28 protein-coding genes and 3 pseudogenes are annotated in these 25,844 nt (G+C 34.2%); 21 read left to right on the forward strand and 10 right to left on the reverse strand.

The genetic code is table 11. From position 1 onward, the window contains the following. Nucleotides 1–307 precede the first annotated feature (307 nt). Nucleotides 308–673: a hypothetical protein gene (locus LG402_RS06865; RefSeq protein WP_227336668.1), complete on the forward strand. Its 366-nt coding sequence runs from the start codon at nt 308–310 to the stop codon at nt 671–673. Between the two features lie 190 nt (nt 674–863). On the opposite strand, the gene LG402_RS06870 is transcribed toward LG402_RS06865, so the two are convergent. Continuing rightward, complete coding sequence (locus tag LG402_RS06870) at nt 864–1,748, reverse strand: LysR family transcriptional regulator (RefSeq protein WP_227336669.1); 885 nt, start codon at nt 1,746–1,748, stop codon at nt 864–866. A 105-nt stretch (nt 1,749–1,853) separates the two neighbouring features. On the opposite strand from LG402_RS06870, the gene eamB reads away from it, so the two are divergent. Both eamB and LG402_RS06880 read left to right on the forward strand, forming a co-directional pair. Further along, nucleotides 1,854–2,441, forward strand: a complete 588-nt coding sequence (eamB, locus tag LG402_RS06875; protein WP_166539061.1) for a cysteine/O-acetylserine transporter — start codon at nt 1,854–1,856, stop codon at nt 2,439–2,441. Nucleotides 2,442–2,837: 396 nt separating this feature from the next. Continuing rightward, nucleotides 2,838–2,942: pseudogene (locus LG402_RS06880) on the forward strand (Arm DNA-binding domain-containing protein); the annotation flags it as partial. Between the two features lie 16 nt (nt 2,943–2,958). On the opposite strand, the pseudogene LG402_RS06885 reads toward LG402_RS06880, so the two are convergent. Beyond that, nucleotides 2,959–4,070, reverse strand: a pseudogene (locus LG402_RS06885) (IS3 family transposase). A 211-nt stretch (nt 4,071–4,281) separates the two neighbouring features. Between LG402_RS06885 and LG402_RS06890 the strand changes: the two are divergent. The 10 genes and pseudogenes from LG402_RS06890 (at nt 4,282) to LG402_RS06930 (ending at nt 9,941) form a co-directional block, all read left to right on the forward strand. After that, nucleotides 4,282–5,319, forward strand: coding sequence for a glucosaminidase domain-containing protein (locus tag LG402_RS06890; RefSeq protein ID WP_227336670.1), 1,038 nt, complete (start codon nt 4,282–4,284; stop codon nt 5,317–5,319). Continuing rightward, nucleotides 5,316–5,684: a hypothetical protein gene (locus LG402_RS06895; RefSeq protein ID WP_166540115.1), complete on the forward strand. Its 369-nt coding sequence runs from the start codon at nt 5,316–5,318 to the stop codon at nt 5,682–5,684. The genes LG402_RS06890 and LG402_RS06895 overlap by 4 nt, the downstream gene beginning before the upstream one ends. A gap of 636 nt (nt 5,685–6,320) precedes the next feature. Then, entirely contained in the window at nt 6,321–6,554 is a 234-nt protein-coding gene (locus tag LG402_RS06900; protein WP_227336671.1) for a hypothetical protein, read from the forward strand. Between the two features lie 28 nt (nt 6,555–6,582). Further along, a pseudogene (locus LG402_RS06905) lies at nt 6,583–6,847 on the forward strand (PAAR domain-containing protein). Between the two features lies 1 nt (nt 6,848). Further along, entirely contained in the window at nt 6,849–7,271 is a 423-nt protein-coding gene (locus LG402_RS22315; RefSeq protein WP_413685627.1) for a hypothetical protein, read from the forward strand. Between the two features lie 35 nt (nt 7,272–7,306). Beyond that, entirely contained in the window at nt 7,307–8,293 is a 987-nt protein-coding gene (locus LG402_RS06915) for a type VI immunity family protein (protein WP_227336672.1), read from the forward strand. A gap of 40 nt (nt 8,294–8,333) precedes the next feature. Continuing rightward, complete coding sequence (locus LG402_RS22320) at nt 8,334–8,582, forward strand: type VI secretion system Vgr family protein (protein ID WP_413685628.1); 249 nt, start codon at nt 8,334–8,336, stop codon at nt 8,580–8,582. 32 nt (nt 8,583–8,614) lie between these two features. Next, nucleotides 8,615–9,115 carry a DUF2345 domain-containing protein gene (locus LG402_RS06920; protein WP_413685629.1) on the forward strand — a complete coding sequence of 167 codons (501 nt, stop codon included), beginning with the start codon at nt 8,615–8,617 and terminating at the stop codon, nt 9,113–9,115. A 2-nt stretch (nt 9,116–9,117) separates the two neighbouring features. Next, on the forward strand, nt 9,118–9,678 hold the full coding sequence (locus LG402_RS06925) for a DUF4123 domain-containing protein (protein WP_227336673.1): 561 nt from the start codon (nt 9,118–9,120) through the stop codon (nt 9,676–9,678). A 20-nt stretch (nt 9,679–9,698) separates the two neighbouring features. After that, entirely contained in the window at nt 9,699–9,941 is a 243-nt protein-coding gene (locus LG402_RS06930; protein WP_227336674.1) for a hypothetical protein, read from the forward strand. Nucleotides 9,942–10,242: 301 nt separating this feature from the next. Here the strand turns inward: LG402_RS06930 and LG402_RS22325 are convergent, their stop codons facing one another. The 5 genes from LG402_RS22325 to LG402_RS06955 all read right to left on the reverse strand — a co-directional run bounded on the left by LG402_RS22325 (nt 10,243) and on the right by LG402_RS06955 (nt 14,979). After that, nucleotides 10,243–10,578: a colicin E1 family microcin immunity protein gene (locus LG402_RS22325; RefSeq protein WP_166540118.1), complete on the reverse strand. Its 336-nt coding sequence runs from the start codon at nt 10,576–10,578 to the stop codon at nt 10,243–10,245. A 254-nt stretch (nt 10,579–10,832) separates the two neighbouring features. After that, complete coding sequence (locus LG402_RS06940) at nt 10,833–11,282, reverse strand: hypothetical protein (RefSeq protein WP_227336675.1); 450 nt, start codon at nt 11,280–11,282, stop codon at nt 10,833–10,835. Between the two features lie 248 nt (nt 11,283–11,530). Continuing rightward, on the reverse strand, nt 11,531–12,463 hold the full coding sequence (locus LG402_RS06945) for a nucleoside hydrolase (RefSeq protein ID WP_166540120.1): 933 nt from the start codon (nt 12,461–12,463) through the stop codon (nt 11,531–11,533). 75 nt (nt 12,464–12,538) lie between these two features. Then, entirely contained in the window at nt 12,539–13,726 is a 1,188-nt protein-coding gene (locus LG402_RS06950) for a NupC/NupG family nucleoside CNT transporter (protein WP_166540121.1), read from the reverse strand. A 53-nt stretch (nt 13,727–13,779) separates the two neighbouring features. Continuing rightward, nucleotides 13,780–14,979, reverse strand: coding sequence for a ribokinase (locus LG402_RS06955; RefSeq protein ID WP_166540122.1), 1,200 nt, complete (start codon nt 14,977–14,979; stop codon nt 13,780–13,782). 1,482 nt (nt 14,980–16,461) lie between these two features. On the opposite strand from LG402_RS06955, the gene LG402_RS06960 reads away from it, so the two are divergent. From LG402_RS06960 to LG402_RS06980, 5 genes are read left to right on the forward strand one after another with little or no spacing between them, the layout of a single operon-like run. After that, complete coding sequence (locus tag LG402_RS06960) at nt 16,462–17,013, forward strand: fimbrial protein (RefSeq protein WP_166540123.1); 552 nt, start codon at nt 16,462–16,464, stop codon at nt 17,011–17,013. 59 nt (nt 17,014–17,072) lie between these two features. Continuing rightward, complete coding sequence (locus tag LG402_RS06965) at nt 17,073–17,759, forward strand: molecular chaperone (RefSeq protein ID WP_166540124.1); 687 nt, start codon at nt 17,073–17,075, stop codon at nt 17,757–17,759. A 58-nt stretch (nt 17,760–17,817) separates the two neighbouring features. Beyond that, nucleotides 17,818–20,352 (forward strand): fimbria/pilus outer membrane usher protein, encoded by a 2,535-nt coding sequence (locus tag LG402_RS06970; RefSeq protein ID WP_227336676.1) that lies wholly within the window; start codon nt 17,818–17,820, stop codon nt 20,350–20,352. 18 nt (nt 20,353–20,370) lie between these two features. Then, entirely contained in the window at nt 20,371–21,423 is a 1,053-nt protein-coding gene (locus LG402_RS06975; RefSeq protein ID WP_162557001.1) for a fimbrial protein, read from the forward strand. A 13-nt stretch (nt 21,424–21,436) separates the two neighbouring features. Next, nucleotides 21,437–21,979, forward strand: coding sequence for a fimbrial protein (locus tag LG402_RS06980; RefSeq protein WP_109408852.1), 543 nt, complete (start codon nt 21,437–21,439; stop codon nt 21,977–21,979). A 61-nt stretch (nt 21,980–22,040) separates the two neighbouring features. Here LG402_RS06980 and LG402_RS06985 read toward each other — a convergent pair whose 3' ends face one another. Beyond that, nucleotides 22,041–22,493, reverse strand: a complete 453-nt coding sequence (locus LG402_RS06985; protein ID WP_227336677.1) for a multidrug/biocide efflux PACE transporter — start codon at nt 22,491–22,493, stop codon at nt 22,041–22,043. A gap of 100 nt (nt 22,494–22,593) precedes the next feature. Between LG402_RS06985 and LG402_RS06990 the strand changes: the two genes are divergently transcribed. Continuing rightward, nucleotides 22,594–23,466 (forward strand): LysR family transcriptional regulator, encoded by an 873-nt coding sequence (locus tag LG402_RS06990; protein WP_166540147.1) that lies wholly within the window; start codon nt 22,594–22,596, stop codon nt 23,464–23,466. 68 nt (nt 23,467–23,534) lie between these two features. On the opposite strand, the gene LG402_RS06995 is transcribed toward LG402_RS06990, so the two are convergent. Continuing rightward, a complete protein-coding gene (locus LG402_RS06995) occupies nt 23,535–23,873 on the reverse strand; it encodes a DUF1869 domain-containing protein (RefSeq protein WP_166540129.1) in 339 nt (112 codons plus the stop codon). 7 nt (nt 23,874–23,880) lie between these two features. Next, complete coding sequence (locus LG402_RS07000; RefSeq protein WP_109408856.1) at nt 23,881–24,213, reverse strand: DUF1971 domain-containing protein; 333 nt, start codon at nt 24,211–24,213, stop codon at nt 23,881–23,883. A 365-nt stretch (nt 24,214–24,578) separates the two neighbouring features. Between LG402_RS07000 and cbpA the strand changes: the two genes are divergently transcribed. Beyond that, a complete protein-coding gene (gene cbpA / locus LG402_RS07005; protein ID WP_109408857.1) occupies nt 24,579–25,523 on the forward strand; it encodes a curved DNA-binding protein in 945 nt (314 codons plus the stop codon). After that, complete coding sequence (cbpM, locus tag LG402_RS07010) at nt 25,523–25,831, forward strand: chaperone modulator CbpM (RefSeq protein ID WP_109408858.1); 309 nt, start codon at nt 25,523–25,525, stop codon at nt 25,829–25,831. The genes cbpA and cbpM overlap by 1 nt, the downstream gene beginning before the upstream one ends. Nucleotides 25,832–25,844: the final 13 nt, after the last annotated feature.

The following is a 25,844-nucleotide window of genomic DNA, read 5'->3' on the forward strand; positions in this document are numbered from 1 at the left end:
TAATGTGATTGAACGGCAAGATTACGGCAAGGTTAGACGGGGATGTTACGGGGAGGGCTAAGCCGATAACGGTAAGGTTACGGTAAGGTATTAACCATAAGGTTGATATAAGGTTTCAGGCGGTCAATTTGACCGTTAATAATAAAAACAATGTATTGCCACCTCTTACCATTGGTCACTGAAACGATGACCAATGAGCATTAATCTGGTTTTGTGACAGAGTTAAGTATAATCAACAGGTTATACTTACATACAGGATTATCCCGTATCATCATGGATAAATTAACGTTTAGATCACCCATAGAAATTGGAATTATTACCTAATATTCCAGAGTCCCATCAGCATTTTATTTTAACCGATGGCTTATATTGTGATGGTATCAAGATGAATAAACCAGAAATGAGAAAAGCAAAATCAATCAGGATCACCACATCAGGAACGGTAATAAAAGCCCCTGAGCGAGTGAAAACAGCCACAGGTAAAATTATGGCCACGATGACCATTCAGGCGGAGAGTGACAAACGTAGCCCGTACCCATTAAAGATAGTGGCATTCGATATTAACGCGCTGGAGCTTATGGCCTGCCAGAAAGGAAACAAAGTCACGGCTATAGGTCGCTATGAGTGGTTTAATAGTTATCAGCTAACAGGGGCGCAGCTAGTTACTACTTAGTAAAACTTAGTATCAATAAGCCGATTTGAAGTTGGGAAATCTAAACAGGCTATTTCACCTCTTTAAACTAACCCAATATTATTAGACTAGTTTGCAACTAAAACTCTTAAAGATATGTGGTTCAGCTAACCCAAAAAATATCGGGGCAGTTCGAATAGTCCACCAGCCTAATCATCCTATTTTGTTTAACTCATTCTTCTATTGGGAAACATTCTTTTACGCACTCAATGAAAACCTTCATGGCTGGGCTTATTACTTTTTTAGAGTGATGAGCACATAATGCCGTTATTCTTAAAAATGAGTCGTTAAAGGGCAATTCTTTTAGCTCACCAGAACGCAACTCGTTTTCAACAGTGAAATATGGCAAATATGAGATGCCTAGATTACTAGATACGCAACGTTTAATACTCTCAATACTCCATAATTCTATAGTGTTTTCAAGGGTAATGTTACGCTGTCGCATTGTGGTTTCAAACAATTGTCGAAAAATACACTGGGGTTCATTGATAACAAAGCTAACAGGTAAATGCTGGTTAGGAGATATAAAATCCATTTCACCAAGATTGGGAGAAGCGACAAGAACTAAGCGGTGAGAGCCTAAATCTTCCATAGTTAAAGCGCTATCATTTCCGACACGGTAAAAAATACCCAAATCAGCCTCATCAGCCAACAAAGCATCACGGATAACATAGCAATTTAATGATTGTAAGGATAAGCGAACTTTTGGGGCTTGTTGTTTAAAGCGCTCTAAAATAACAGGCATTTTATATGCTAATAATGTTTCCCCTGTTACAACTCGTAAATCACCATTTGGCTCAGCATTATGTTGTGCTGTTTGGCGAATACAATCCATTACACGAATAAGTTCATACACATGAGGTAGTATATTTTTGCCTTCAGTGGTTAAGGTTACTTGTCGCCCAATTTTTTCAAACAGCTTGGTTGATAATTCTTGTTCAAGCTGTTGAATATGAAATGTAATAGTTGATTGAGTGCAAAAAAGTTTACGTGAGGCTCGAATAAAAGAACCTTCCTCAACGATAGTTTTAAATGTAATGAGTCGCCGCAAGTCCATATCACCAGCCTAATATCAATCGAAAATATCGAATTCATAGTATCAAAACATTCAATTTTTTAAAGTTAATAAATGCGCTAGAGTCATTTTTTTAGGAGAAAGTTGATGATAGCAATGCTTATAAGTTCATTTTTAACATACACATTAATAACAGCGTTTACACCAGGACCTAACAATATCCTTGCAATGAGTTCGGTTACTCAATATGGATTTCGTCGAAGTATTAGTGTTTTATCGGGAATGAGTTTGGGTTTTTTTGTAATTATGGTTTTATGCGCAGTTTTTACATTATCTTTAGTAACAGTTCTGCCAATTTTTATGGGGTGGCTAAAGTGGATTGGCGCTGCCTATATTTTATGGCTGGCATGGAAAATCGCTAAAAGCCAAACGTCAACATCTAAAGCAGAGACTAAGCCTATCAGTTTTTGGATGAGTTTTTGGCTACAATTTGTCAATGTGAAAATTATTTTGTATGGAATAACAGCAATTTCAACATTCGCATTGCCATATTCTAATAATATATTGGTTATTTTTGGTATGAGCATTATTTTGTCTGTGATTGGCATCGCTGGAAATCTAGCATGGGCGCTTGCAGGACATTACTTGCAAATTGTTTTTTCCAAGCATGGCAAAGTGATTAATTACATACTTAGTGCTTTGCTTGTTTATTGTGCAATTAAGATTGTAATTTAAAGGATAGGTTTTTATCGAATAAAAATTTACAGGGATGTAGATTTTGAATGTTTCATTATTTGCAATAAAATTATTAATTGATGATATTTATGCAATTATGTCATTTGAAATCACAAGGTTTCTACGGAGTATAAAAACCATCTCAAAATAGGCATGACAAAAATATTAGGGGGTACATTTGGGGGTATCTATAAAGTTATTATTAAAATAATTGTTTATTATTATCATGTTGATTGATGTGTATGGTTCTCTCCTCCCTCCCAGTAAAATCAAGCAATCCAATCAAATCATTGTCTCCTGAAGTTTCCTAACGTCTCTTGAAAGCTCTATCATTTGTTGTATAGTTTTTTGTATAGAATTACCCTATACAAATTTCCTATACAAAATTGGTGATTTATGAAGCTAACGGACATAGCGATTAAAAAAGCCAAACCACGCGAAAAAGTCTATTCACTGGGTGATGGCAACGGACTGTCTTTAATTGTTGAACCTAATGGGTCTGTTCTGCGCAACTAAATCAGGACACTTTTCTTAAGGAATTTTGTTCATACTCAATGGGTGGCAGATCACCGTTGGCAGTATGAAGCCTTTCTAGGTTGTAATAGCGCATATACGCGGTAACATCTTCTTTCATCTGTTTCCGAGTCGGCTGTGGGATTTTCAGTACCCAATCGTGCTTTAAGCTACCAAAAAATCGTTCAACAACGGCGTTATCCCAACAGACTCCAACATCGCCCATACTTGCTCGAATACCATAACTTGTCAGTAAGTGACGATAGCGCTTACTCGTATATTGTGACCCCCTATCACTATGAAAGACTAGGCCTTTTTCGGGCTGGCGTAAGTTATACGCCTTCATCAAAGCTTTACTGACTAAATTTGACGTCATTCGTTTATCGATGTATCAACCCACAATACGGCGAGAATATAAGTCCATCACGATGGCTAAATACATCCAGCCTTCGCCTGTTTTTAAATAGGTCACATCACCCGCCCAAACTTCGTTAGACGCATGAGGATTAAAATTTTGATTTAGCAAATTATCGGCTACTGCATCACAGTGTTTGCGCTTTGTGGTGACTTTGTAAGCAACGCGTTGAGTGACGACTGGACCCAGCTGAGCCATTAGCTTTTGAACGCCATACGCACTCGCGCTAAAGCCCTCTTTGCATAACCGTTTACGTAACGTTCTATAACCTAAGCTATTTCGACTCTGTTCAAAGATAACTTTGGCTCTACGGTACAGGCTAAGTTGTTCTGCTGTGATCAGTTTTACAGGGCGTTTGAGCCAAGCGTAATAGGCAGAACGGCTTATTTTCATTAATTTGCAGAGATTCAGTACGGGAAACTGTGAAGATAATTGCTTAATTGTTTTAAACGCTACTTGGTTTCCTTTAGCAGGAGGGCGCTGGCTTTTTTTAGGATCTCTTTCTCCATCCTAAGTTCTTTGTTTTCCTTTCGAAGCCTTAATAGCTCAGCGTCGAATTTTGCTTTCCAGTTATAAAGTAATTTATCGGCGATCCCTAAAGAAGCTGCCGCTTTTGGAACGCTATAACCTTGCTCGGTGACTAATGCGACCGCTTCTTGCTTAAACTCAGTGGTATAAAATCTATTTGTTCGTTTTTTCATTTAACACCTCAATAATTGGATTATATTCCATTATTAAAGTGTCCTGTTTGATTAAAGCAGATCAAAATTAAGTGAATTAAAAATAGAAACAGACAAACAACAGCAAAAATATTATTTTTTACCCGAGCATCTAGGCTATTTTCCCAAACAGATTGATATCAGTGACACGGATAAAGATAAAATCGGCCCACTGATAAAGCGTGTTGAAGAAGTGCAAGCTGATGAAACAAAACAAGCAGAATACAAAAATATTACCCAACATGCGCTTTTTCTGTCTCGTTATGATTTAGATAAAATAGGTTTTAGAGCCTTAACCAGTGAAACAACAACGTTTGATTATTTAAACGGGTACATTAAACCCAAAGCCACTTATATCAGTGCCATATTTGATATTATTTTGGCGGAAGCCAAAGTGTCGCCCCGTCCTGAAAAAGGGATTATTGCCCATAATTATCAACGTTTAATCAATAAAATTAAAGGCAGTGCAACGGAACACTACAATCCTGAAGAATACCGTCGCGCTTTTCATAACCCGATGTTCTCCCATCTCGTGAATAAAGCCATCGTCAAACATCCAAGTGATTGGTATTACAAGAAAAGTGATAGTGTTTGGCAAAAATTTTTAAATATACTAAGTGAAGAAGCTCCATTATGGCGCTCTTACAGCGAAGAGTTCCTTGATAGCATGGTTTGGATGCAGGATGTAACTAACGAAAAATTAGGTCCGAATGTGTGGCATACGCATCCGCTGGTGTTTTTGGGCCAATTTATTCAGGAAAATATAGTTATAGGAAAAATCACAGGTAAAAAATTTGTTGAGTATGTTTTTGAACAAGCAAAAATAAATGAAAAAACATCTAATATTCCAGCGGCAATAACAACAGCACAAGCTATTTTAGAAACTGGATATGGTAAATCTGTTCCTGCAGACATAAATACGGGAAAATATAGCTATAATATATTCGGCATTAAGGCTCACGGTGATCCTAATTATGTTGAGGTGTATACACATGAGGTTATTGATGGAAAAAGAATAAAGATTATTGATAAGTTTCAAGCGTATTCATCTTATGAAGAAAGTATAAAAGGAAGAGAAAATTTTTTCATTAAAAATAAAAGGTATCACTTTTTATTTAATACTCAAGATCCAATTGAGTGGGCTAATGGCTTACAAAAAGCAGGCTATGCTACAGATCCAAATTATGCTAAAACACTAATTTCTATTATGAGGAGTCAAAACTTATTATGAAAATAAAACTCACACTATTAGTCGCTTTGATTATATTTTCCACTAAAATTTTAGCTGATGAGAGTTTATGCCAAAAATTTGATTCTATATCGGATAAAGAAAAAGTTTTAATTGATAGTTCTCAATCTGGTTATAAAGTTATTGGTAAGGGAAAAGCCTATTTTTATACTGCTCCTGATTTTAACTGTAAAATAAATAAATTATTCTTAATCGAAGGTGATCTTGCTAACGCTTATTTTGACTATAGTGACTTTACTTTTATAATGTACCTAGATAAAAAAGGTAAAACTATCGAAGGTTGGATAGAGTCAAATCGGTTGACTCCTACAGGAACAGGGATAGGGCCTTCTGATAAAAATAAATAACATATTCAATATACCTATAATTTAATTAACTACTTCAAGGAAAGAAACTAATTTTTGGAATTGTATTACTGTCGCTCATTTTAGGATACACGAAGAAATATTGCAATTGCGTATTTAGTGTTCAGGTAAATTCTAATTATACTTAGATATTAGTTCAGGTTTAGTTATAGCAATGCTTCCTGATGAGTATTTAGTGAGGAGTCACATCGATGACTTAAAAGTAGAATTCAATGTAAATAGCTCATTAGTATATATCGGGGGGGTGGTTAATTATAATAAAAAATTATATTGTTCATTCTCTATTGGTGAATTATCTATAGTTGAGTAAAGGCTTATATTGTAATTCATGACGTAATTAAATATAACCAATATCAAATAATTAAAATAAGCTAATTAAGTATGGAGACAAAAAATCATTGCCTTATCGTTAAAAGACTCATCCGGATTCTTTTTATATTAAATTTTCCACTACAAGCATTTGCCAGTAATCATAATGTTGAAACAAAGCAACTTCAATCAAAGAGTGCAACATTTTCATCCTATTGCCGACAATTAGACGAAGGGAAGGAATATGACGGTACTTTAGAATATACCTGTTATTTTCCTAGCTAAACCCTATCACAAGCTTATATAACATTGACAAACCTCGATGATTATCGACATGCAGGACTTAAAAATAAATTCCCCACTAAAAATCTAAGCTATCTAATCAAGAGTAAAACGAAAGGCGGTGAAAGCTTCGATTATCAATGGATGACTGACAAGAGAGTTAATATAGTTGCGGAAAAAGAAATGGAGTCATCAACCTATTTATTTGAAGAAATGAAGACACAAACGAACTTACTGCTTATTGAAGAAATAGGCTATTAATCAGCTGAATTCTCAAAGGACTAAAACCATGCAACAAATTATTCGTAAAGGGGATAAAACTACCCATGGGGGAACCGTGCTAACGGGGTCTGATACCATGAAATTCGGGGGCATTGGGGTGGCACGTAAAGGCGATCAGGTTTCTTGCCCGAAAAAAAAGGCACGGTCCGACCACCATCATTGAAGGCAATCCTAACTACCTCGATAACGGTATTCCTGTGGCTTTTCAGGGACACAAATGCGGTTGTGGCTGTACCTTAATCAGTTCCTTCTCTCCCGCCAAGGTTGGTTGATATGCCTGTTTGGCTCAATACTATTCCTCCTGCCGCTCCAAAAGTGTTTCGTCCTAATACACGTCGCTGGTTAGTCGCTTTATTGATTATCTTATTTATGGGGTTTGCGTTGACCTTATGGTTTTGGAAAACAGAACGAACCGGATTTATTTTTTGGTTTACGGCGGTGGGATTGCCTATTTGTAGTTGGGGTTTAGTATTCGGAGTACGGCGGATGGCGTATAAGATGCAGCAGGTTTCTGCAAATGTAGTCGACTTTGTCGCTATTAGTCGAAAAGCCGCTATCGCAGCTAGTGTAGCCACCTCTTTTGATTTAGTCGCCAAAGAAGAAAGCCAAACCTCGCCTGTTGGCGCACAATCATCAATGCACTTTTTACTTGATGAAACGAAACAGCGCCAAGAATATATTTATTGGGATGACTAATATGGAAAATGATACACAAAAAGAAGTGACATTTTTTGAAAAAATTCGAAGAAGCAAGTTGGGAGTTCACTTATGGTAGTGACAAAGATATGGAGCGGAATATCGTTCAAGTAGGATTAACTGCGCTTTTTTATATTGATGAATGCTGGCGACCGGAAAAGCGTGAAGCGCTAGTCAATGCGGTTGAACGTTTCATTGATGAATTTGGTGATAAATTAAAATGGGGGTTTATTGATGATGTTAATAAACCAGAAAAGTTTGTTATAAAGGATAAATTAACTCGCATAAAACGGTTGGCAGATCTGAAGGATGATGCGGCAGAGTTACAGTGGTGTTCAGAATATTATAGAGATTTTGTGAGTAACTATCAGGTAAATGCTTTTTCACCAGCAGGTTGGTATGAACATGTTCATCGTCGTGTTTCATATATTCGCTTTTTTTTGCCAATAACCGAATTGGCAGATGAAAATGCTAATAAATTCGAACAGTTAATTTTAGATTTTTGTAATGTTTTGAAACCGATGCATGGTGTGGCTGGCTTAGGAACACAACAACTTTATAACGATAATATGTATCAATTTATCGAATGTGATATTGCCCGTCATTTTAATGGAATCGATGTTACTACTTCTGTTACTGATAGAGGACTACGTGAAGGTATCCGTTCGATTAACTGGTACACGATTTTATCTGACGAGTGGGTTAATAAAATCGGCGGTGAAGTCTATCTGAAGCAACAATTTATGAATGATGATATTCATTTATTACCTTACCAAGGTGGGATTGTGATTAAAGCGGGTGAGTGGCCTGAATTGGGTTGGGTAGAGCGTGATCCGTACCCTAAATTGTATGTCAAAGTTAATCACGTCTTAAAACCAATTAGAACGCCGTCGTTTAAGTCATTTCATTTGGGCTCAATTTCTGGCGAAATTCGGCTTGATGAGCGTTTGACTAAAGAGTGGCAAGAGCGATTTGATGCGGAAGGTGAAAATTGGACAGTCCAGAATAATTTGTATGACTGAATAGCGATACAAAAATAACTCCCCAAGTGCCACGCTCAATGTGGCATTTTTGCTTTTTATTCTTATCAATGAATGGGGCGGTATTCGCGCGGGTAAAGGGCTGTTTATCAGTGCCGATGAACAGCCAAAAGCGCAAGGTGAGGTAGTGGATATGGATGCCGCACTCAAAGAAATCGCTCATCTTCTACAGCAGCGCGAGCAACTCAACATTGCCGCCAAACAAGCAAGGCCCTGCAAGCGGATATTGAAAGCCAAAGACAACTGTTACAGCAACGTTTGGAGCCGTTAAACCAGAGCCTATTATTTTCCGCGCCACAAGGAATGGCATTTACCAGTGGTGAGCATTTACAACTGGTGGCCAGTGAAAACCTGTCCATCAATGCTGACGGTGATATTAGTGTGGGCGTTATCGGCAATATGACGGCATCTGCGGGCGATAAGTTAGGGCTGTTTGCGCGTACAGGGAAATTGGGTGTGGTAGCAGGAGAAGGGCCGTTGAGTATTCAAGCGCAAAATAACCGCTTAGGTATCTTCAGTGAACAAAAGCAGACTATCACCTCAGGGGCAGATATCAATTTTACCGGCAAAAAACGCATTATCCTAAACGGTGGCGGCAGTTATCTCAAACTGGAAAATGGTAAAATTGAGTACGGCACTTCGGGGGATTATTTGCGCAAGGTGCCGAAGATGGCCACCGCAGGGCCCAATACTTTACCGATGAAGATGGCACAATTTCCGGCAGTGTCTTTGCCGATTTGTATTCCGTGTTTACTTAATGCCATAACAGGTAATGATAACCGTGTAGACCTTAGGAAATTTTAGCCATGGAAAATTTAGTTCAATCGGCAAATCAATCACAGAAAAATATTTACCTGTTAATCGAGGGCGGGGCGTTTGCAGAACAGACCACTGCGCCTTTTCAGCAAAAAAATCCCCGTTCGCTGTATTCCCTTTATCAGCACCCTCAGTTAATTGAAGCCAAATGGGTGGGACCCTGGCTGTATCAGGTGAAAAACAACGCGGAGTTAGCCGCTGAAATGGCGCGGTTTCCGCAAGTTGCGATCGTCATTTTTTCATCATTAGCGCTCAAACCCTTGGCTATGCAATTGGCGTGGGGATGCACCATAGTAAAACCCGATCTCGAAACGATAGTGAGCCGGTTTTATATTCATGCGGTGATGCCTGTGTTAGCCCGTTGCCAGAAAGAAGATTGGCACTACTACCTGTTTTCGGGCACAACCACGTGGTGGCACCAGACATTGTCGGGCTGGCAACCGACTGATATCGCACTAAAGCGCAGCCAAAAACCCATGATAGAACGGTGTATTTGGATGAATCGACTTGGTAGCAAATTGATGATGATCCAGAAGTCAAAAGCGTTTTAGCTCAATGGCAACAGATGCCAATGAGCCAGCATTTTCCGCCGTGCATTCAGCGGCAGAAAGTTATACAGGCATTACAGAAAGCGGATGGAGCCGGTATGCTGAATGGGGCTGACAAAAAACTCTATGCATTGCTTTACCTTGATGGTCAAAAATTGATTTTAACTTCTGATTTTGTGGCCTCCAAATTAGAGCTGATTAACCAAGGCAAGTTCAGTTTGCAACGCGTTCTTTTCGATTATGAAAAAGTAAGATCAGGTAGTTAGTTATGAATATAAAACAATGCATTCCTAGTACTTTTTATTAGTGAATCATCTAGCGATTTAATAGTAAATAGTAGGTTAGATGCATATTTTTATCCAAATTCTTATGGTTTTTTGATTAATGCCATAACTGATATAGCTGGGGGCACTGATAGGTTTTATCTTTAGTTTAATTAGGTATGTTGGTATTTTAGGATATATTCTCATCATCTCAAGAATTGGGGCTTTGGTTAATGATAATTTGGTTGAAAAGCATTAATAGTACATTCAGTTTTTAATACGTAGGATAATAGGGATATTGTTTTTAACTGGTTGTCCTGTTTTTTATGAAATGCAAGGCTAGATATATAGCGCTAAATGGAATTGAAAATATAAAACAAAGTAAGTGATATAGAGCTATTCCACCATGCTTAGCAGGAGTATTTATAAACAATCCAGTATTCCAGAATTTTTTTGTTGTATATTTTAATACGAATTTTTCAGTGATCATTTTTGAGAAAGGAAAAAAAATTGCGCTAGGTATGCTTAAAAGAAGCATTAACAGACTTTCAATAGTGTGGTCGTTATAATTAAGATAAATCATCACGAACATCATAAAATAGCCCCAAAACATATTGTTAATATAATATTTTTTAGTCATATCCAGATCCTAATAAATTGCATTCTATAAAGAATAATTATAATAATAACTATTCTTATTTTCAATTTTTTATTGTTTTTATTTTGGCTAAATTAACTGATTATCCATTCTAAATTATCTGGATTAAATAATTATCTCACCTATTTTTTATGGGTAGTCATTAGTATTTCAGGGCTGTTTTCTTCGTTCTATTTTATAGGTGAGAAAGTAATCAATAAAACTCACCTATTTAATATCAAAATAAATTTAAAGACTTATTTATTGATTTCATTATTTTTAGCTTGAAGATAATCAGTGAGAAATGCTTGTGCATTACCTTCATGGGATATTCCTTCAGAATAATTTACTGATATAGGCTGAGATTCTCCTGGTATATAAAGGTTACCACAGCATTTATTCTCAATAATTAGAGCAACAAATTTGTTTCCATTAATATTTATTGAATACCGAGTATCTCGACTTGTTTTTTCAACCTGCATCTTCTGAATTTTTAAATTCCAGTCATGGTCAATACCTTCGATCTGTACTAATGCTTCATTAGCATTACGATCACCAATACGTAGAGTCCAAACAATCACTCCTTGTTGACCTTTATAGGCAATGACATTATCTGCCACATCAGGGCGTTGCTCTGCATGTGCGCTCCCTATTATACAGGTAAATAATATAACGATTAAAGCTATTAACTTCTTATAATTAGCCATGTTTTTAATCCTAATGTATTGTTATATATAAATAATTATATAAACACCAACATCTATTACTATGAGATTAGTCATCATAATAGATTTATTTATTTTTAAACATAGCACGGAGTGACTATTAGGATATTTCTTGTTTAATTTCCAATATAATATTAATTGTTGTTGAGAGAAAATAACCTTAATTTTTAAAAAAACAATAAAGATTGATACAGAGAAGCTATACTTCTCTGTATTTTTCTTGATTCCATTTACAAAGATAAAATCCGTTCAGATATCAGCGACATTAATTTCTCTGATTGAACATCGGTGATTATCATTGTATTCATACGACATTCATTTAAATTGCTATTATTTTTAGGTGGTCTTAGAGGATCATGGACTGTCGCAAAACTTAAACCAAAAAGTTTGCGTGATTCATATTCAATATCAATATGCCCATTTATACCGGTGAAAATATCTGGGCGGATTAGATAACCTATTACACAGGGATCATGTAAGAAGGGATCAAATGCAGCATATCCACGAGACATTTTTGCTGCTGTTCTAGCAATAACATTACCTTGCTCTAACGACTGGCATAAACCTGCTCGAATATCAGCTTTATGTGTGACATCCAATCCCAACATAGTAATGTGTTCTGCTGTATCAAAAACAATATGTGCCGCGTGTGGATCGACATAAAAATTGAATTCGGCTGCTGGTGTTATATTCCCATTACAAAATGCAGCCCCTCCCATTAGAACAATATCTTTCACATTATCCTTAAGCCTTGGTTCTTTTAGCATTGCCATGGCGATATTGGTAAGTGGTGCTGTCGGGCAAAGGGTGACTTCTTTAGGATTAGACATCACAGTATCAATAATAAAATCGACAGCATGTATATCAGGATAAGTGTAATTAGATTTTGGTAACATCACTCCAGCAAGGCCGTTATTGCCGTGTACTTGTGTTTTGCTTCCCCGACGTGCTATCAAAGGTCGTTCACATCCTTTGGCTAAAGGAATATCAGGCCGTGACACAAATGAAAGAATATTACGTGCATTCTCATGAACTTTATCTAACTCTACATTTCCAGATACTGTTGTGATCCCTAGCACTTTTATTTCTGGTGATGCCAATGCCAGTAAAATAGCAATGGCGTCATCTACACCCGGATCACAATCTATAATAATTTTAGTCATATACTTCTCCTTTGATAACTTACATAACACATTGAATAACAACTAGAATTAAAAAGATGACTCATAAAATAAATATTAGTTAATAAAAATACCGACCATCGTTGCAGATAAGCAACTCACCAACGTTGAACCCACGATCAGTCTAAAACTATTCGCCGCTATCATTTTTCCATGTTCTTTACTGATACTGGCGACACAAGCAATAATCATTCCGACTGAACCAAAATTTGCGAACGAAATTAGGAATACAGAGATAATGGCTTCTGTTCTTGGGCTCAGATTATCCAATTTGATATAGTCAATCATTGCAACAAATTCATTCGTTAAAATTTTTGTAGCAATAATTTGCCCGAATTCAATACTGTCCTGCCAAGGGACGCCAAGCACAAATGCAATAGGAGAGAAAATATAACCAAGAAGACCTTGGAAACTTATTCCTATGAGGTGTAAAAAAATATCATTCAACATGCTAATTAGAGCAATAAAGCCAAGAAGCATTGGAACTATTGCTAGAATTAATTTAAAACCATCGAGCATATGCTCTGTTAGTACTTCAAAAAAACTATGATGTTCATTTTTAGGGCCAGAAAAATTGTTAGATATCTCAATAGGATCGTTAGGGTTAATAATGGAAACAATAACGAAAGTACTAAAAAAGTTTAGGCAAACACCAATAAAAACAAACTGAGGTGATAACATTTGAGTGTAAGCACCCAATATTGCGATATCGACAGTAGATAACGAGCATGCAGCTATTGTGTACATTTGTGGTTTTGTTAAATTGGGTATGTATTCTTTAATCGAAACATATACGGCCATCATACCTACAATGACAGCACTAACTGCTGAAAAAGATTCAAGTTTACCTACTTTGGCTATTTTATTAATAAGGTACCCGATAGTAAGAATAATCAAACGTAGAATACCAAAATATTTTAATATCCCAATAATTGAACAAATAAATACTAAAGGCATTAGAGCAACAATAACGAACACAATAGGTGTTTTTGTGCTTATATCTCCAAATACAAAATCAATTCCTTTATTTGCATGATGTACTAAATATTCTATACCTATATTTGTCGTGTTAAGAATTGTGATCCCAATAGATGTGTGTAGAAGTATAAAAGCAACGGTGGCCTCTATTAATAAAAGAATAAGAATAGGAATAAATTTTCTTTTTATTTTATTAGCATTAAAACTAATTGAAGATGCCACTATAAAAATTAAGAGAAGGCTAATAATGAAAATTAAATATTTCATAACGACCTCGATTATATAATTTATTAACGGGGTGGGTTATTTATGCACTTCCCTTACATACGCTCTTTTTTTAATCTGGCATCAACACTTGTTCTAGATGGCATTGATGATGCACCCTTTTTTTCAACGGCCAATGATGCATAAGCAATAGAAAACTTAATTGCTTCATCCATATTTTTACCTTCTATTAATTTTGCAGCTAAAGCACCAGTGAATGCATCACCAGCACCACTTGTATCAACTACAGATGCACTCATCGCTTTGTAATATTTCATAGTGCTACCATTGAAATAAAGAGCACCACTGTCACCAAGTGTCATTACTATTTCTTTAACACCTAAGTTGTGTATTGCTTTTATGGCTTCCTGTGCTGAAATAACGCTATCAATTTTAATGTTTGATATTAATTCTGCTTCTGTTCCATTTGGTATTAATAAATCAATAGATGACAAATGTGAGACAATTTGATCTGAATAGGGCGCTGGGTTAAGAATGACATAACATCCCGATTTTTTTGCTATTTCAATCGCAAACTTGGTCGCATCTATATTATTTTCTAATTGAGTAAGAAAAATCTTTGCAGATTGTAGATTATTAATATCTGAAAGAATTTCAGCTTTAGTGATTGTTGCATTAGCCCCTAGATCAATAATAATACTATTGTTACCAGTGGTATTCTCAACCATAACTAATGCATTCCCGGTCTTTGTATTGGCATCTTTAATTAAGGTATATGAATTTATCTTTGTAGTACCAAAATATTTCTCTGCGGTAGTGCCAAATGAATCGTCGCCTACTTTAACAAAAAAATGCACATGATCATTTAATTCAGCTGCCGCAACCGCTTGATTAGCACCTTTTCCACCAGGGAAAAAGTTTGTGGAGATTGCTTTGATTGTCTCTCCGACAAAAGGAAATCTTTCAACTTCTGTGACAACATCTAAATTGAAAGATCCTAAAATATATAATGAGCATTTATCTGCAGTTTTTTTATCTTTACCTTGTTCTTCGCAATCAATTTGAAGCACTCTGGTTTCATCAATAGTTCTATTTATTATTGGTTCTAATTCAATTTTTTGTAATCTCACTCCACCATGAAATTTAGTTGCTATACCTAATAACTGTAATTCATCTATGTATCTTCTTACGGTTCTTTCCGATACATGAAGTAGAGCACTGAGCTCTTTTACATAGATAGAATTATCTTTCACTAATTTTTTTCTGATAAATGCAATACTACTCTTTTTTTTCATATCACTCCTCGTTTGTTAAAAAATGTTTTACCATTTGTTAAGATAATAGAGGTTAATTAAGTTTATTCTGCTTGAGTAGTCACATTTTTTGCTCGTAATTGGACAGTTATCTGTCCGTTTAGATAAATTTTAAGGAAAATATGTGGATAACGTAGTTTGCTTACGTTGGATGATTATCTAAAATCGTAATGAAATAATTGAAAATTATTTACTGATTTTTGATTTTGTCATCATTGAAATGATTGGGTATCTGGAGAATGGATAGGACATTGATAGCTTTTGGTATCCACTAAAACGTAAAAAGAATACCAATAAAGATATATTAGTGTTATTGCCATTGTCTAACATCTATTCGTTACCTGAAATTGAGAATATTCAGTTTAGAAATAATATCGATAGTATTTTCATATAAAACTTAATCAAATCAAAGTAATTGGCTTAGTAAGATGAAAATCAAACAAATATCAGCGATAACAAGTAAGACGCCAATAAGTGTTCTGACTAAAAGGCATGAAAGTGTTGTAGAAGGAGCCTTAGGAAATAATGCAGAAAAAGACCAATGAGCTAGCACTGCAATCAAAAATATAGCGAGTATCATATAACTGATAAAAAATACCATCATTAATCCTTTAGGCTGAGTATTATATTTTATTCTAAAAAGGAATACCTTTATTATTTATAAAGCTTTTATAAGTCTAATTTATTATTGAGATAATTTGAAGCATGTTAGCATGACGATAGTCATTAAATATATTATTACTATCTGAATAATAAGAAATTCATACCGTATTTGTGAGTAAGCTTAAGTTATTGCTATTATCCTGTTTAAGAGCACTTTTACTTACCTAATGTTATTATCTTAAATGATATTTTATCAAATGTAGCTACATATTTTGTCAATAGCCGAAAACCTTAAATGTTTTATTTGTAACTAACTTTAATTATTGATTGTTTTATAAAAGATAGAGCTCATTGATTAAGTTCTTTACTCTTATATTGGGTAACGATTTTTTATAAGATCTACAATTTATATTGATACTAAATAAAGAAATGCTATTTTTGATGTTTATCACAGAACGAATATATAAATAATAATTAAATCATTTTTGTACTAATAATAGTCTTTTTTTGATATTCTTTTTTTGTGTATTTTGTGATTTATTTCTATTTTTAATGAAACTTTAAAAATTGCTTGGATTATAATTCTGATATTGTTTTTCTTTTTATTTTAATCATCACATTAGTTTCTTATTTTTATATTTTATATTGTATTTATTCTTTATCTGACTATTGATTAAGATTTAGTTGAGAAATTAAAATGGCTAATTTATTATTAATCTTAATTTAAGATGACAATATTAAAAGAATAGCTTTTTAACACGCTATTTCTTCTTTGATATGGTTTTAATTAAATTAATACTCTTTATTTGTGTAAATACAAGGTTTAAATAGGCTAATTATCTTTATATCAATGAGGTCAATATGTTCCAACTTAAACGCAAGCTAGTTCTATTAGCGGCCACAACGTCATTATTAGGTTTATCTGCATCAACATTTGCAGCTGATGGTACAATAAATTTCACTGGTAAATTTGTTGATACTACGTGTAATGTTCAATTTGAAAATGGTAATAATACGGCAGCGGTTGATTTAGGTAGTTATAGCGTAACTGCATTAGCTGCAACAAATGATTTAACAACAACCAAACCAATCAAAATATCGTTATCTGATTGTCCTGCGAAAAATAATGCCGTTAATATTGAATTTACATCTAATAATACAAATGCTGATGGTCATACTTATATTGTGACTGGCAGCAATGAAATTTCAAAAACAGATATAGGTGTTGCATTATTTACCGATAATGCTCAAACCTCACAAATCATTCCCGCATCAACACAAATCCCTGTGACTTTAACTGAAACTAAAGGGGATACAACCGTTTACGCTTCGTTTAAACGTATTAAATCAAGCGGCACATTAACTGCTGATGAAGTTTCATCAACTGCAACATTTAATATTAACTATCTTTAAAAACAGTACATACCCTTTGATTTATCAAGGGGTATGACATCGCTTTATAAAGGCTAATTATGCTAAAAAAAATAAAATCAGTTTTAATATTATTTACTTTTGGGGCTTTTTTTAATCTATCCCAAGCGAGTGTTGTGCTTGAATCTACACGCGTTATTTATACTGAAGGTAGCCATGAAGCGACAATCACAGTACAAAATCCAGATTCAAATCCTTATCTTATTCAATCATGGATAGGTGATGAGAAATCAGATGCACCTTCAGTAGATCCTTTATTTATTACAACGCCTCCACTTTTTCGTTTAGATGCAGAGCAATCAAATACACTTAAAATTGTGTATATGAAAAATAAAGTGGAATTGGCAAAAGATAAGCAATCAGTTTTTTGGCTTAATGTAAAAGCAATACCAGCATCTGATCCCAATGCTAAAAATACACTATTAATCTCAATTAATAGTCGTATTAAATTATTTTATATTCCTAATGGTCTCTCTAGAGAAGATTTTGATTTAGCATTTAAAGAATTAAAAATATCGATAATCAACAATAAATTACATATTGAAAATCCTACACCTTATTATGTGACATTATCTACATTATCAGTAGGTGATTATAAATTCGATAGACCTGAAATGTTAGCACCAAAAAGTACTTATAATTGGAATTTACCACAAGGTACCAATGGAAAAATAACTTGGAATGCTGTAAATAGTTACGGAGGAGTAACTGAACTAATGAAAAATTAAAAATAAATTTAAATGATTTTAATTTTTAGATAGATCACGTTATTTTATGAGAAAAATGATGAAAAAGAATAATAATAGATACAGACAATGCAGATTTTATTTGCTTATTTCGGCTATTATTTCTTTATCTTATATTGAAAAATCATTTTCTGATGATTATTTTGATCCAACAGCATTAAGTTATGGTACCAATCAAAATATTGCAGATTTGCAAACATTAGCGCAATTCTCTAAACCGGGAGGGCAACTTCCTGGTGATTATATTGTTGATATCTATATTAATAATGAAAAAGTAGGTAGTGAGCTAATATCTTTTTTGTTAAACGAGAATGATAACAATATTTATCCCGTTTTTGTAAAGGAACAATTGGTTGCTTGGGGGGTTAAAGTACTAGATAAATCGGATCTAAAAAAATTATCTGATAATGCAGAAATCACTAATCTTGCCGCAGTGATCCCTGACTCTAGTATTAAATTTAATTTTTCACAACAAAAACTCGATATCAGTATTCCTCAAATTTATATAGATAAGGCAGTGAGGGGCGAAGTTAGTTCAAAATTATGGAATGAAGGATTACCTGCTTTATTATTAAATTATAGCTATTCAGGTTCTAATACATGGATAGATAATTTGGATAAAGAACATACCAATGATCAATTTTTAAATTTACGTAGTGGATTAAATTTTAACGGTTGGCGTTTGAGAAACTATTCAACTTATAACCATAGTAATAAAGATAATAAATGGAATAATATTCAAACTTATCTGAGCCATCAAATTGAACCATTTAAATCATTATTTACTGTAGGAGATGTTAATAGCTCGGGTGAAATATTTGATAGTTTTTCTTATCGAGGAGTTTTACTTGAGTCAGATGAAAGTATGTTACCTCTCAGTCAAAAAGGGTTTGCACCTATTGTTCGAGGTATTGCTAAAAGTAATGCTCAGGTTACGATCCGGCAAAATAATTATATTATCTATCAAACTTATGTCGCAGCCGGTGCATTTGAAATAAACGATCTGTATCCAACGTCTTATAGTGGGAATTTAGATGTCACAATTGAAGAGGCGGATGGAAGTAAACGTGATTTTGTAGTGCCTTTTTCTTCACTAGCAATTATGCAACGTGAAGGAAGTTTAAAATATTCTTTTAGCAGTGGTAAATTTGATTCTAATCTAAATTCTAGAGAGCCTTATTTTGCGCAAGCAACGGCAATGTATGGGCTACCTTTAGACATTACTGTTTATGGTGGGCAAATTTTAGCAGAAAAATATACCGCATCAGCAATAGGTATTGGCCTTAATTTGGGTGAGTTAGGCGCAATTTCGACAGATATTACTCATGCTAATATCGTCCACAACAATGACAATAATAATAGAAATAACACTAGAGATTCAGGTCAATCCTATCGATTTCAATATTCAAAAAGTATGTTGCAAAGTGGTACGACAGTTACGCTAGCTGGTTATCGTTATTCTACACATGGTTTTTATACGTTTAGTGAAGCAAATAATATTAGTGATATAAATTATAATAAACGCTCACGTATTCAAGCTAATTTAAACCAATCTTTAAGTCATTATGGCAATATTTATTTTAGTACTTATCAGCAAGATTATTGGGGACGTTCCGGGATCGAGCGTAATATAAATGCTGGTTATAATACAAATATTAAAAATATTTCATATGGATTAAATTATAACTATAGCAGTATGCCTGATTCAGATAATGACCACCAAATTGCATTTAGCATAAATATACCTTTATCAAATTGGTATCCTAAAAATACAACTTATTTAACGTCAAATATGAATTTAGCCCAAGGTGGTAGATATAATTTACAAGTAGGCATGAGTGGTGATGCATTAGAAAATAGAAAACTCAATTATGCTATTAGCCAGAGTTATGGTAATCAAGATCAAAATGCCAGTGGCAATGCGCAAGTTTCCTATAATGGTGCCTATGGAAATATTAATGCAGGATATAGCTATGGTTCTCATTATCAACGGGTAGATTATGGTGCTCAAGGGGGAATTGTTTTACATCCATATGGGATCACTTTGTCGCAACCATTAGGAGAAACTTTAGCATTAGTTAGGGCGCCTAATGCTAAATATGTCAAAGTTCAAAATGTGAATAGTGTCGCCACTGATAGCCGAGGGTACGCTATTATTCCTTATGTTTCACCTTATGTGCGTAATAGCGTGACATTAGATATTTCTACATTAGAAGAAAATATTGAAATTGTTGGAAATAATAAAACTGTTATTCCAACTAAAGGAGCAGTGGTATTAGCAGATTTTGAAATTAAAAAAGGGTTTAAGGCATTAATTTTACTTACTTTTAAAGAAAAGCCAATCCCATTTGGTGCGATTGCAACATTAGTTAATAATGATCTCAAAGATACACAAATAAATAATACAAGTATTGTTGGAGATAATGGTGTTCTTTATATCAGTGGGTTGCCTGAAAAAGGTCAACTTTATATAAAATGGGGAAATAAAAAAGAACAACAATGCTACGCACAATATTATTTAAATGATATCTCTGAAAATAAAGGGATACAGCAAGTGAGTGCACAGTGCTTATAACAATTAATGGTGAATAATATGAAATCTAATAATGCATTGTTTTTTTTAACTCTATTTATAATTAATTATTATCCTAATATAGTGGATGCAGCTTCAAAAAGCATTGATTTAATGCTATCAGTTGGGCCTATAAACAATATTGCATCTGACAGTGCTATAGCAAATGGAAAATTAATTACAGGAAAGTGGGATACTGAACGAACACAAGCTTATTTTTGTCTTGATACAGATAATAGATTAGATAAGGAAACAATATATTCTGTTAGGGACGTGAGTGGTACTCAAACAAGATATGAGCGCGAAAATTACGACGTGTTTAAAACTACACATTCAGGTGTTGGGTGGATAATGGCCGTTTCAAATAACAATAAATTAAAATGGCTACCTATAATCTCAAACAAAGAAACTCAAGTTTTTCCTTATACTGGAGGAGGGAGCGATGATTCAGGGATGGGGGCAACTGTAAAATTCGCACTTGTGAAAATACCAGGTCGTTTTCCGAATGGAATTGTTACCTTACCAGCCCAAGAATTAGCCAAAGTAAATTGTTATAGATATGGGCAATTAATTGAAACAGCAACAATTAGATTAAATCCCGTTACAATGGAATTTAAAGCACGTTCTTGTCGTGTTCAAACGGGAACTCAAACATTACAAATGGGTTCCTATACTCGACAAACTTTTTCAAGATTATCAATTGGTGAAAACTTAGAGGCCGGTAAAACGGCTAATATTAGTTTAATCTGTGAAAAGGATGTAGCTCCTTTTGTCACCATTAGTGATAATAATAATATCGGAAATGAAACTAATATTATCTCACTTAAATCACCAAATTCAGCAACAACAGCAAAAGGTGTTGGGTACCAAGTTTTCTTTAATAATACATTACAATCATTAGGGCCTAAAAGTGAGAGTGAAGGAAATAAAAATCAATTTAGAATAAACGATATAACAACATCGAATAATCAAATAGTTCCTCTGACATTACTATTTAAATATGTAAAAACAAATAATACTGTAGTCGCTGGTGATGCGAATGCTTCTGTTACGTTAACTTTTTCATATCAATAATAAGGCGATAGGAATGATGTATATAAAAAATAATTATAAAACCATTATCTTATTGATGAATGCCTTATTTATTGGAAATGCAACCGCAGATGAAGTCGTGATTAACCTGCAAGGACATATAAAAGAAGGTACTTGCCAAGTTGCTAATTATCAAAAGGTGCTTTCTTTAACTGGAGATCAGCAATATATAACTATTCATAACACTTTTCCAACGGTTGGTAGTGCAAGCCAAGCTATTCCTTTTACCATTGAACTAAAAGATTGTGATCCTAAATTAAATATTTCAATTCGTTTTGATGGTGTGACAGTCTCAGGGCACGATAATATATTAATGCTAACTCAAGGTGCATCTTCAGCAGATGGTGCAGGTATTCAAATATTAGATAAAGAAGAAAATCCCATCAATATTGGCGAAAAGACAGCCGTTGCTTTTGATGTTAAAAAAGAAACGGCGTATGTTTTACCCTTTTATGCTCGTTATATTCGTTATAGTAATGATAGAGTAAAAGAAGGTGAAGCAAATGGTAAAGTCGATTTTACTTTTACGTATGATTAAATTTAATAATACCAAAGAAAGCACTTAATAATAATTTATTAAGTACTTAAGATAGTTGTTATTAGTTACGTGCAATAATAGGTTTTTCTTTACGATTAAACCAACTTTCACGTAATTTATCGTAGCTAAGATTAAATGCATAAGTATAAAAAAGGAAAAAGACAAAAAAACCAATTTCTAATAAAAATGCATTCCATAATGACATATTTAATAAAAGTGCCAGTATTGGTAATCCTATAATCACAAAGCTAAATTCAAAACCAATTGCATGTATAATCCGTATTTTTGTTGGTCTTGAGCCTTTTGATAAAGGCCAATAACGATCAAAGATCATGTTATAAAAAAGATTCAATAACATAGCTAATGTGGATAAGACAATAGCAACCGTACCCATCTGAAAAATTGAGCGTTCCAAAAGCCATGCACTAAGCGGTGCCGTTATGGCAATAGCAATCGCTTCAAATGTAACAGCGTGAAAAACGCGCTCAGTAAATGTTTTTTGATATTGGCTCATATCTCACCTCAAATTAATTATTTAACAAAAAACGAGTGCAATTATTGGTGATATTTTGTATATATACAAAATAGGAGCCATCGAAAAAACCGATACCACAATGAACTATTCTATAGAAACTTTGCGTACATTTGTTGAAGCCGCTTCATTAAAATCATTTTCTGCAGCAGCACGAAAATTAAATAAAAGCCAATCTACGGTCAGTAGTACCATCGCTGGATTCGAAGATGATATGGGGTTTGAACTATTTGAGCGAAAAGGGCGAGAGTCAACACTGACTTTTGCAGGACAAAAAGTGTTGAGCTTGGTCGAAGATATATTGTCGGCTGATGAACGACTACAGGCATTAAGAATAGAACTATCGCCTGAAATGGAACCTCGTTTAAGTTGTGTATTCTCTGATATGTATCAACCACCTTATTCAGAGCAACTCTTGAAAATTCTAGATAAAGAATTCCCACATCTTGAATTTGAGTTTCTTGTTGCAGAAAATGATGATGTGATTAATATGCTACAAAATAATCAGGCGCATATTGGTATGATGGAATCACGAGTAGAATATCCTGCTGATATTGCTTTCGCTCGTTTGCCTGTGAGTGGTAAGTTAGGATTATATGCACATAAAACGCATCCACTTGTAAAAGAAAATAAAATCAACTACCAACATTTAACAATGCATCGTCAATTAAGACTAAGCAGTAGGGCTCAATTTGCTATTAATAGTGAGAAAAACTGGCTAGCCCCTAATTATTTATTATTACTAGAAATGGCTGAGCAAGAAATGGGATGGGCAATATTACCCACATGGTTAGTTGAGCAATTTGGACATGATTTGTTAGTCAGTCTAGATTATGACCAATTCCCCAAGAAAATAGACATTGATTTGGTGTGGTCAAGAAGCAAGCCACCAGGAAAAGCGGGATATTGGATGATAGATAGGCTCTTAAAAAATGATCTTCAATTTTCTCTCTAGGTATTAATCAATCACCTTCATTATCAATAGGTATAGTGAAGGTGATATATTCCTTTCACAACGTGAGTTCACCAGCCACAAACATTTGTTTCTTCATCCATATCATAACCACGTACAATATTGATAAGATCTTTCACCATTAAACTGGACATATCAGCATCTAATAAATCAGTTAAAAAACTATCTTTATCAACAGAAACACCGTTATTTTTGTTTGTTAATACTAAGGTGAGTTCTTGTGATTCAATATTTACCTTATTTTTTAGCTCATTAACTAAAAGTGAAACTTCTTTCGTCGCAATTTCTGGGATATATAAAATTTTAGGATTTAGAAATATTTTTTGAGATTTTTCTTGGCCATAGGCATTAATCAATTCTAATAAATAGCCTTTATTTTCATTTTCCATATTATTATTAACCTTCGGCAAGTATTTTAGGATCGACATAAAAATCGACATTAAAAACAGTATCTTCAGTTTTTGCTTCTATTTTGTGCCATGTCTCTGGCGGGAATACACCAAATTCACCAGCATTAATCACTAATGTTTCTGTTGGTTCTGGGCTAATTTCATCTGCATATGCGTAATAAATAATCATTCCTTGCATAACAGACAGCTTAGGATAAACCCCTTGGCGAGTACCTTTATCTAAATGCCTTTCCCAAATTGATTTTGGGGCTGTGTCTTTGGTCCAAAGTGGTGTTGAGCGTACATGGATATAGTGAGTGGGAATAATAATTCGTTCCATTTTACCTCCCTAAAATGAAGAGATTAATTTTTCTATTTTTATCTTAGTTAAGAAGAAAAATTATTGCTGATAATGTAATAAGCTATTGTGCTGTTGAATAAAATCTACCTCTTCTAATAAGGTATTTCAAATGCAATTTTATGAAAAAAAGTGACAATAAAGCTCAAAGCTTATTAATATCTTGTTTTATTTGGTTAAATTATTTTTTAAAATTTAAATTATTTTTTATTTAAAGGTCGTTTTTTAGTCATTTTTCAGGTGTTATTCTCGACGTTTACTCACTAACATAATTTCTTTGTTCTATAATTAATCAAGCCTAGGGGATTAATATTTAATTCATTATTTAACATAATTGAGATATCACTATGGAATTAAAGGATTACTACGCCATAATGGGTGTTAAACCTACTGATGATACTAAAACGATTAAAACGGCTTATCGCCGTTTAGCTAAAAAATATCACCCTGATGTAAGTAAAGAGCCGAATGCTGAAGAGCGTTTTAAAGAAATTGCTCAAGCATGGGAAATATTAGGAGATGAGCAACGAAGAGCTGAATATGATGAGCTTTGGGCACATCGTAACGATCCTAAGTTTAAGCAATTTACACAACAAGATTCGAATACAAAAAATCAACAAAGCTTTAGCCAAGAAGATTTTGATGACATTTATGCATCATTTTTTGGCCGACGTTCTCCATTTGAAGAACAGCAGAATTCTCAGTCCTTTAAACAACGTGGACACGATTTAGAACTAGAATTAGCTGTGTTTTTAGAAGAATCACAAGAAGAACATAAACGCACAATTAGTTACCATTTACCGGTTTATAATGTTTTTGGGATCGTAGAAAAAGAAATTCCTAAAACATTAAATATTAAAATTCCTGCAGGTGTTATTGATGGACAGCGTATTCGCTTAAAAGGTCAGGGAACACTAGGTGAAAATGGTGGGGAAAATGGTGATTTATGGCTAACAATTCGTATTGCACCTCATCCTTTGTTTGATATTAAAGGCCATGATTTAGAAATAGTGGTTCCAGTTGCACCTTGGGAAGCGGCATTAGGTGCAAAAATTCCTATACCTACAATAAAAGAGAAAATCTTATTAACTATTCCTGCAGGAAGCCAAGCAGGGCAAAAATTACGTATTAAAGGAAAAGGATTAGTTAGCAAAAAGGCTAGTGGCGATTTATATGCAATTTTAAAAATTGTAATGCCACCTAAATCGGATGAAAAAACACGCGAATTATGGCAACAAATTGCAGATAGCCAGACCGATTATAATCCACGTAAAGACTGGGAGAATAAATAATGGGTCAGTTAACAACAACTATATTTACTGTCACTGAATTTTGCCATCACACTGGAATATCAAATGATGAACTTAAAGAGTTTGTTGCACTTGGCGTGATTGAGCCATTAGAAATTGAAACTCAAGAATGGTTTTTCGATGATAATGCCCTTGTGGTGACACATCGTGCGTTAAAACTTCATAAAGAGCTCGCATTAGATTGGCATGGCATTGCTATCGCTCTAACCTTATTAGATGAAAATGAGCAGTTAAAACAAGAAAACAAGCAATTACGCCAGCAATTAATGCGATTTATAGATGAATCATGATCAATACAATAGC

The sequence above is a fragment of the Proteus sp. NMG38-2 genome, from assembly GCF_020640995.1.
GTDB lineage: Bacteria > Pseudomonadota > Gammaproteobacteria > Enterobacterales > Enterobacteriaceae > Proteus.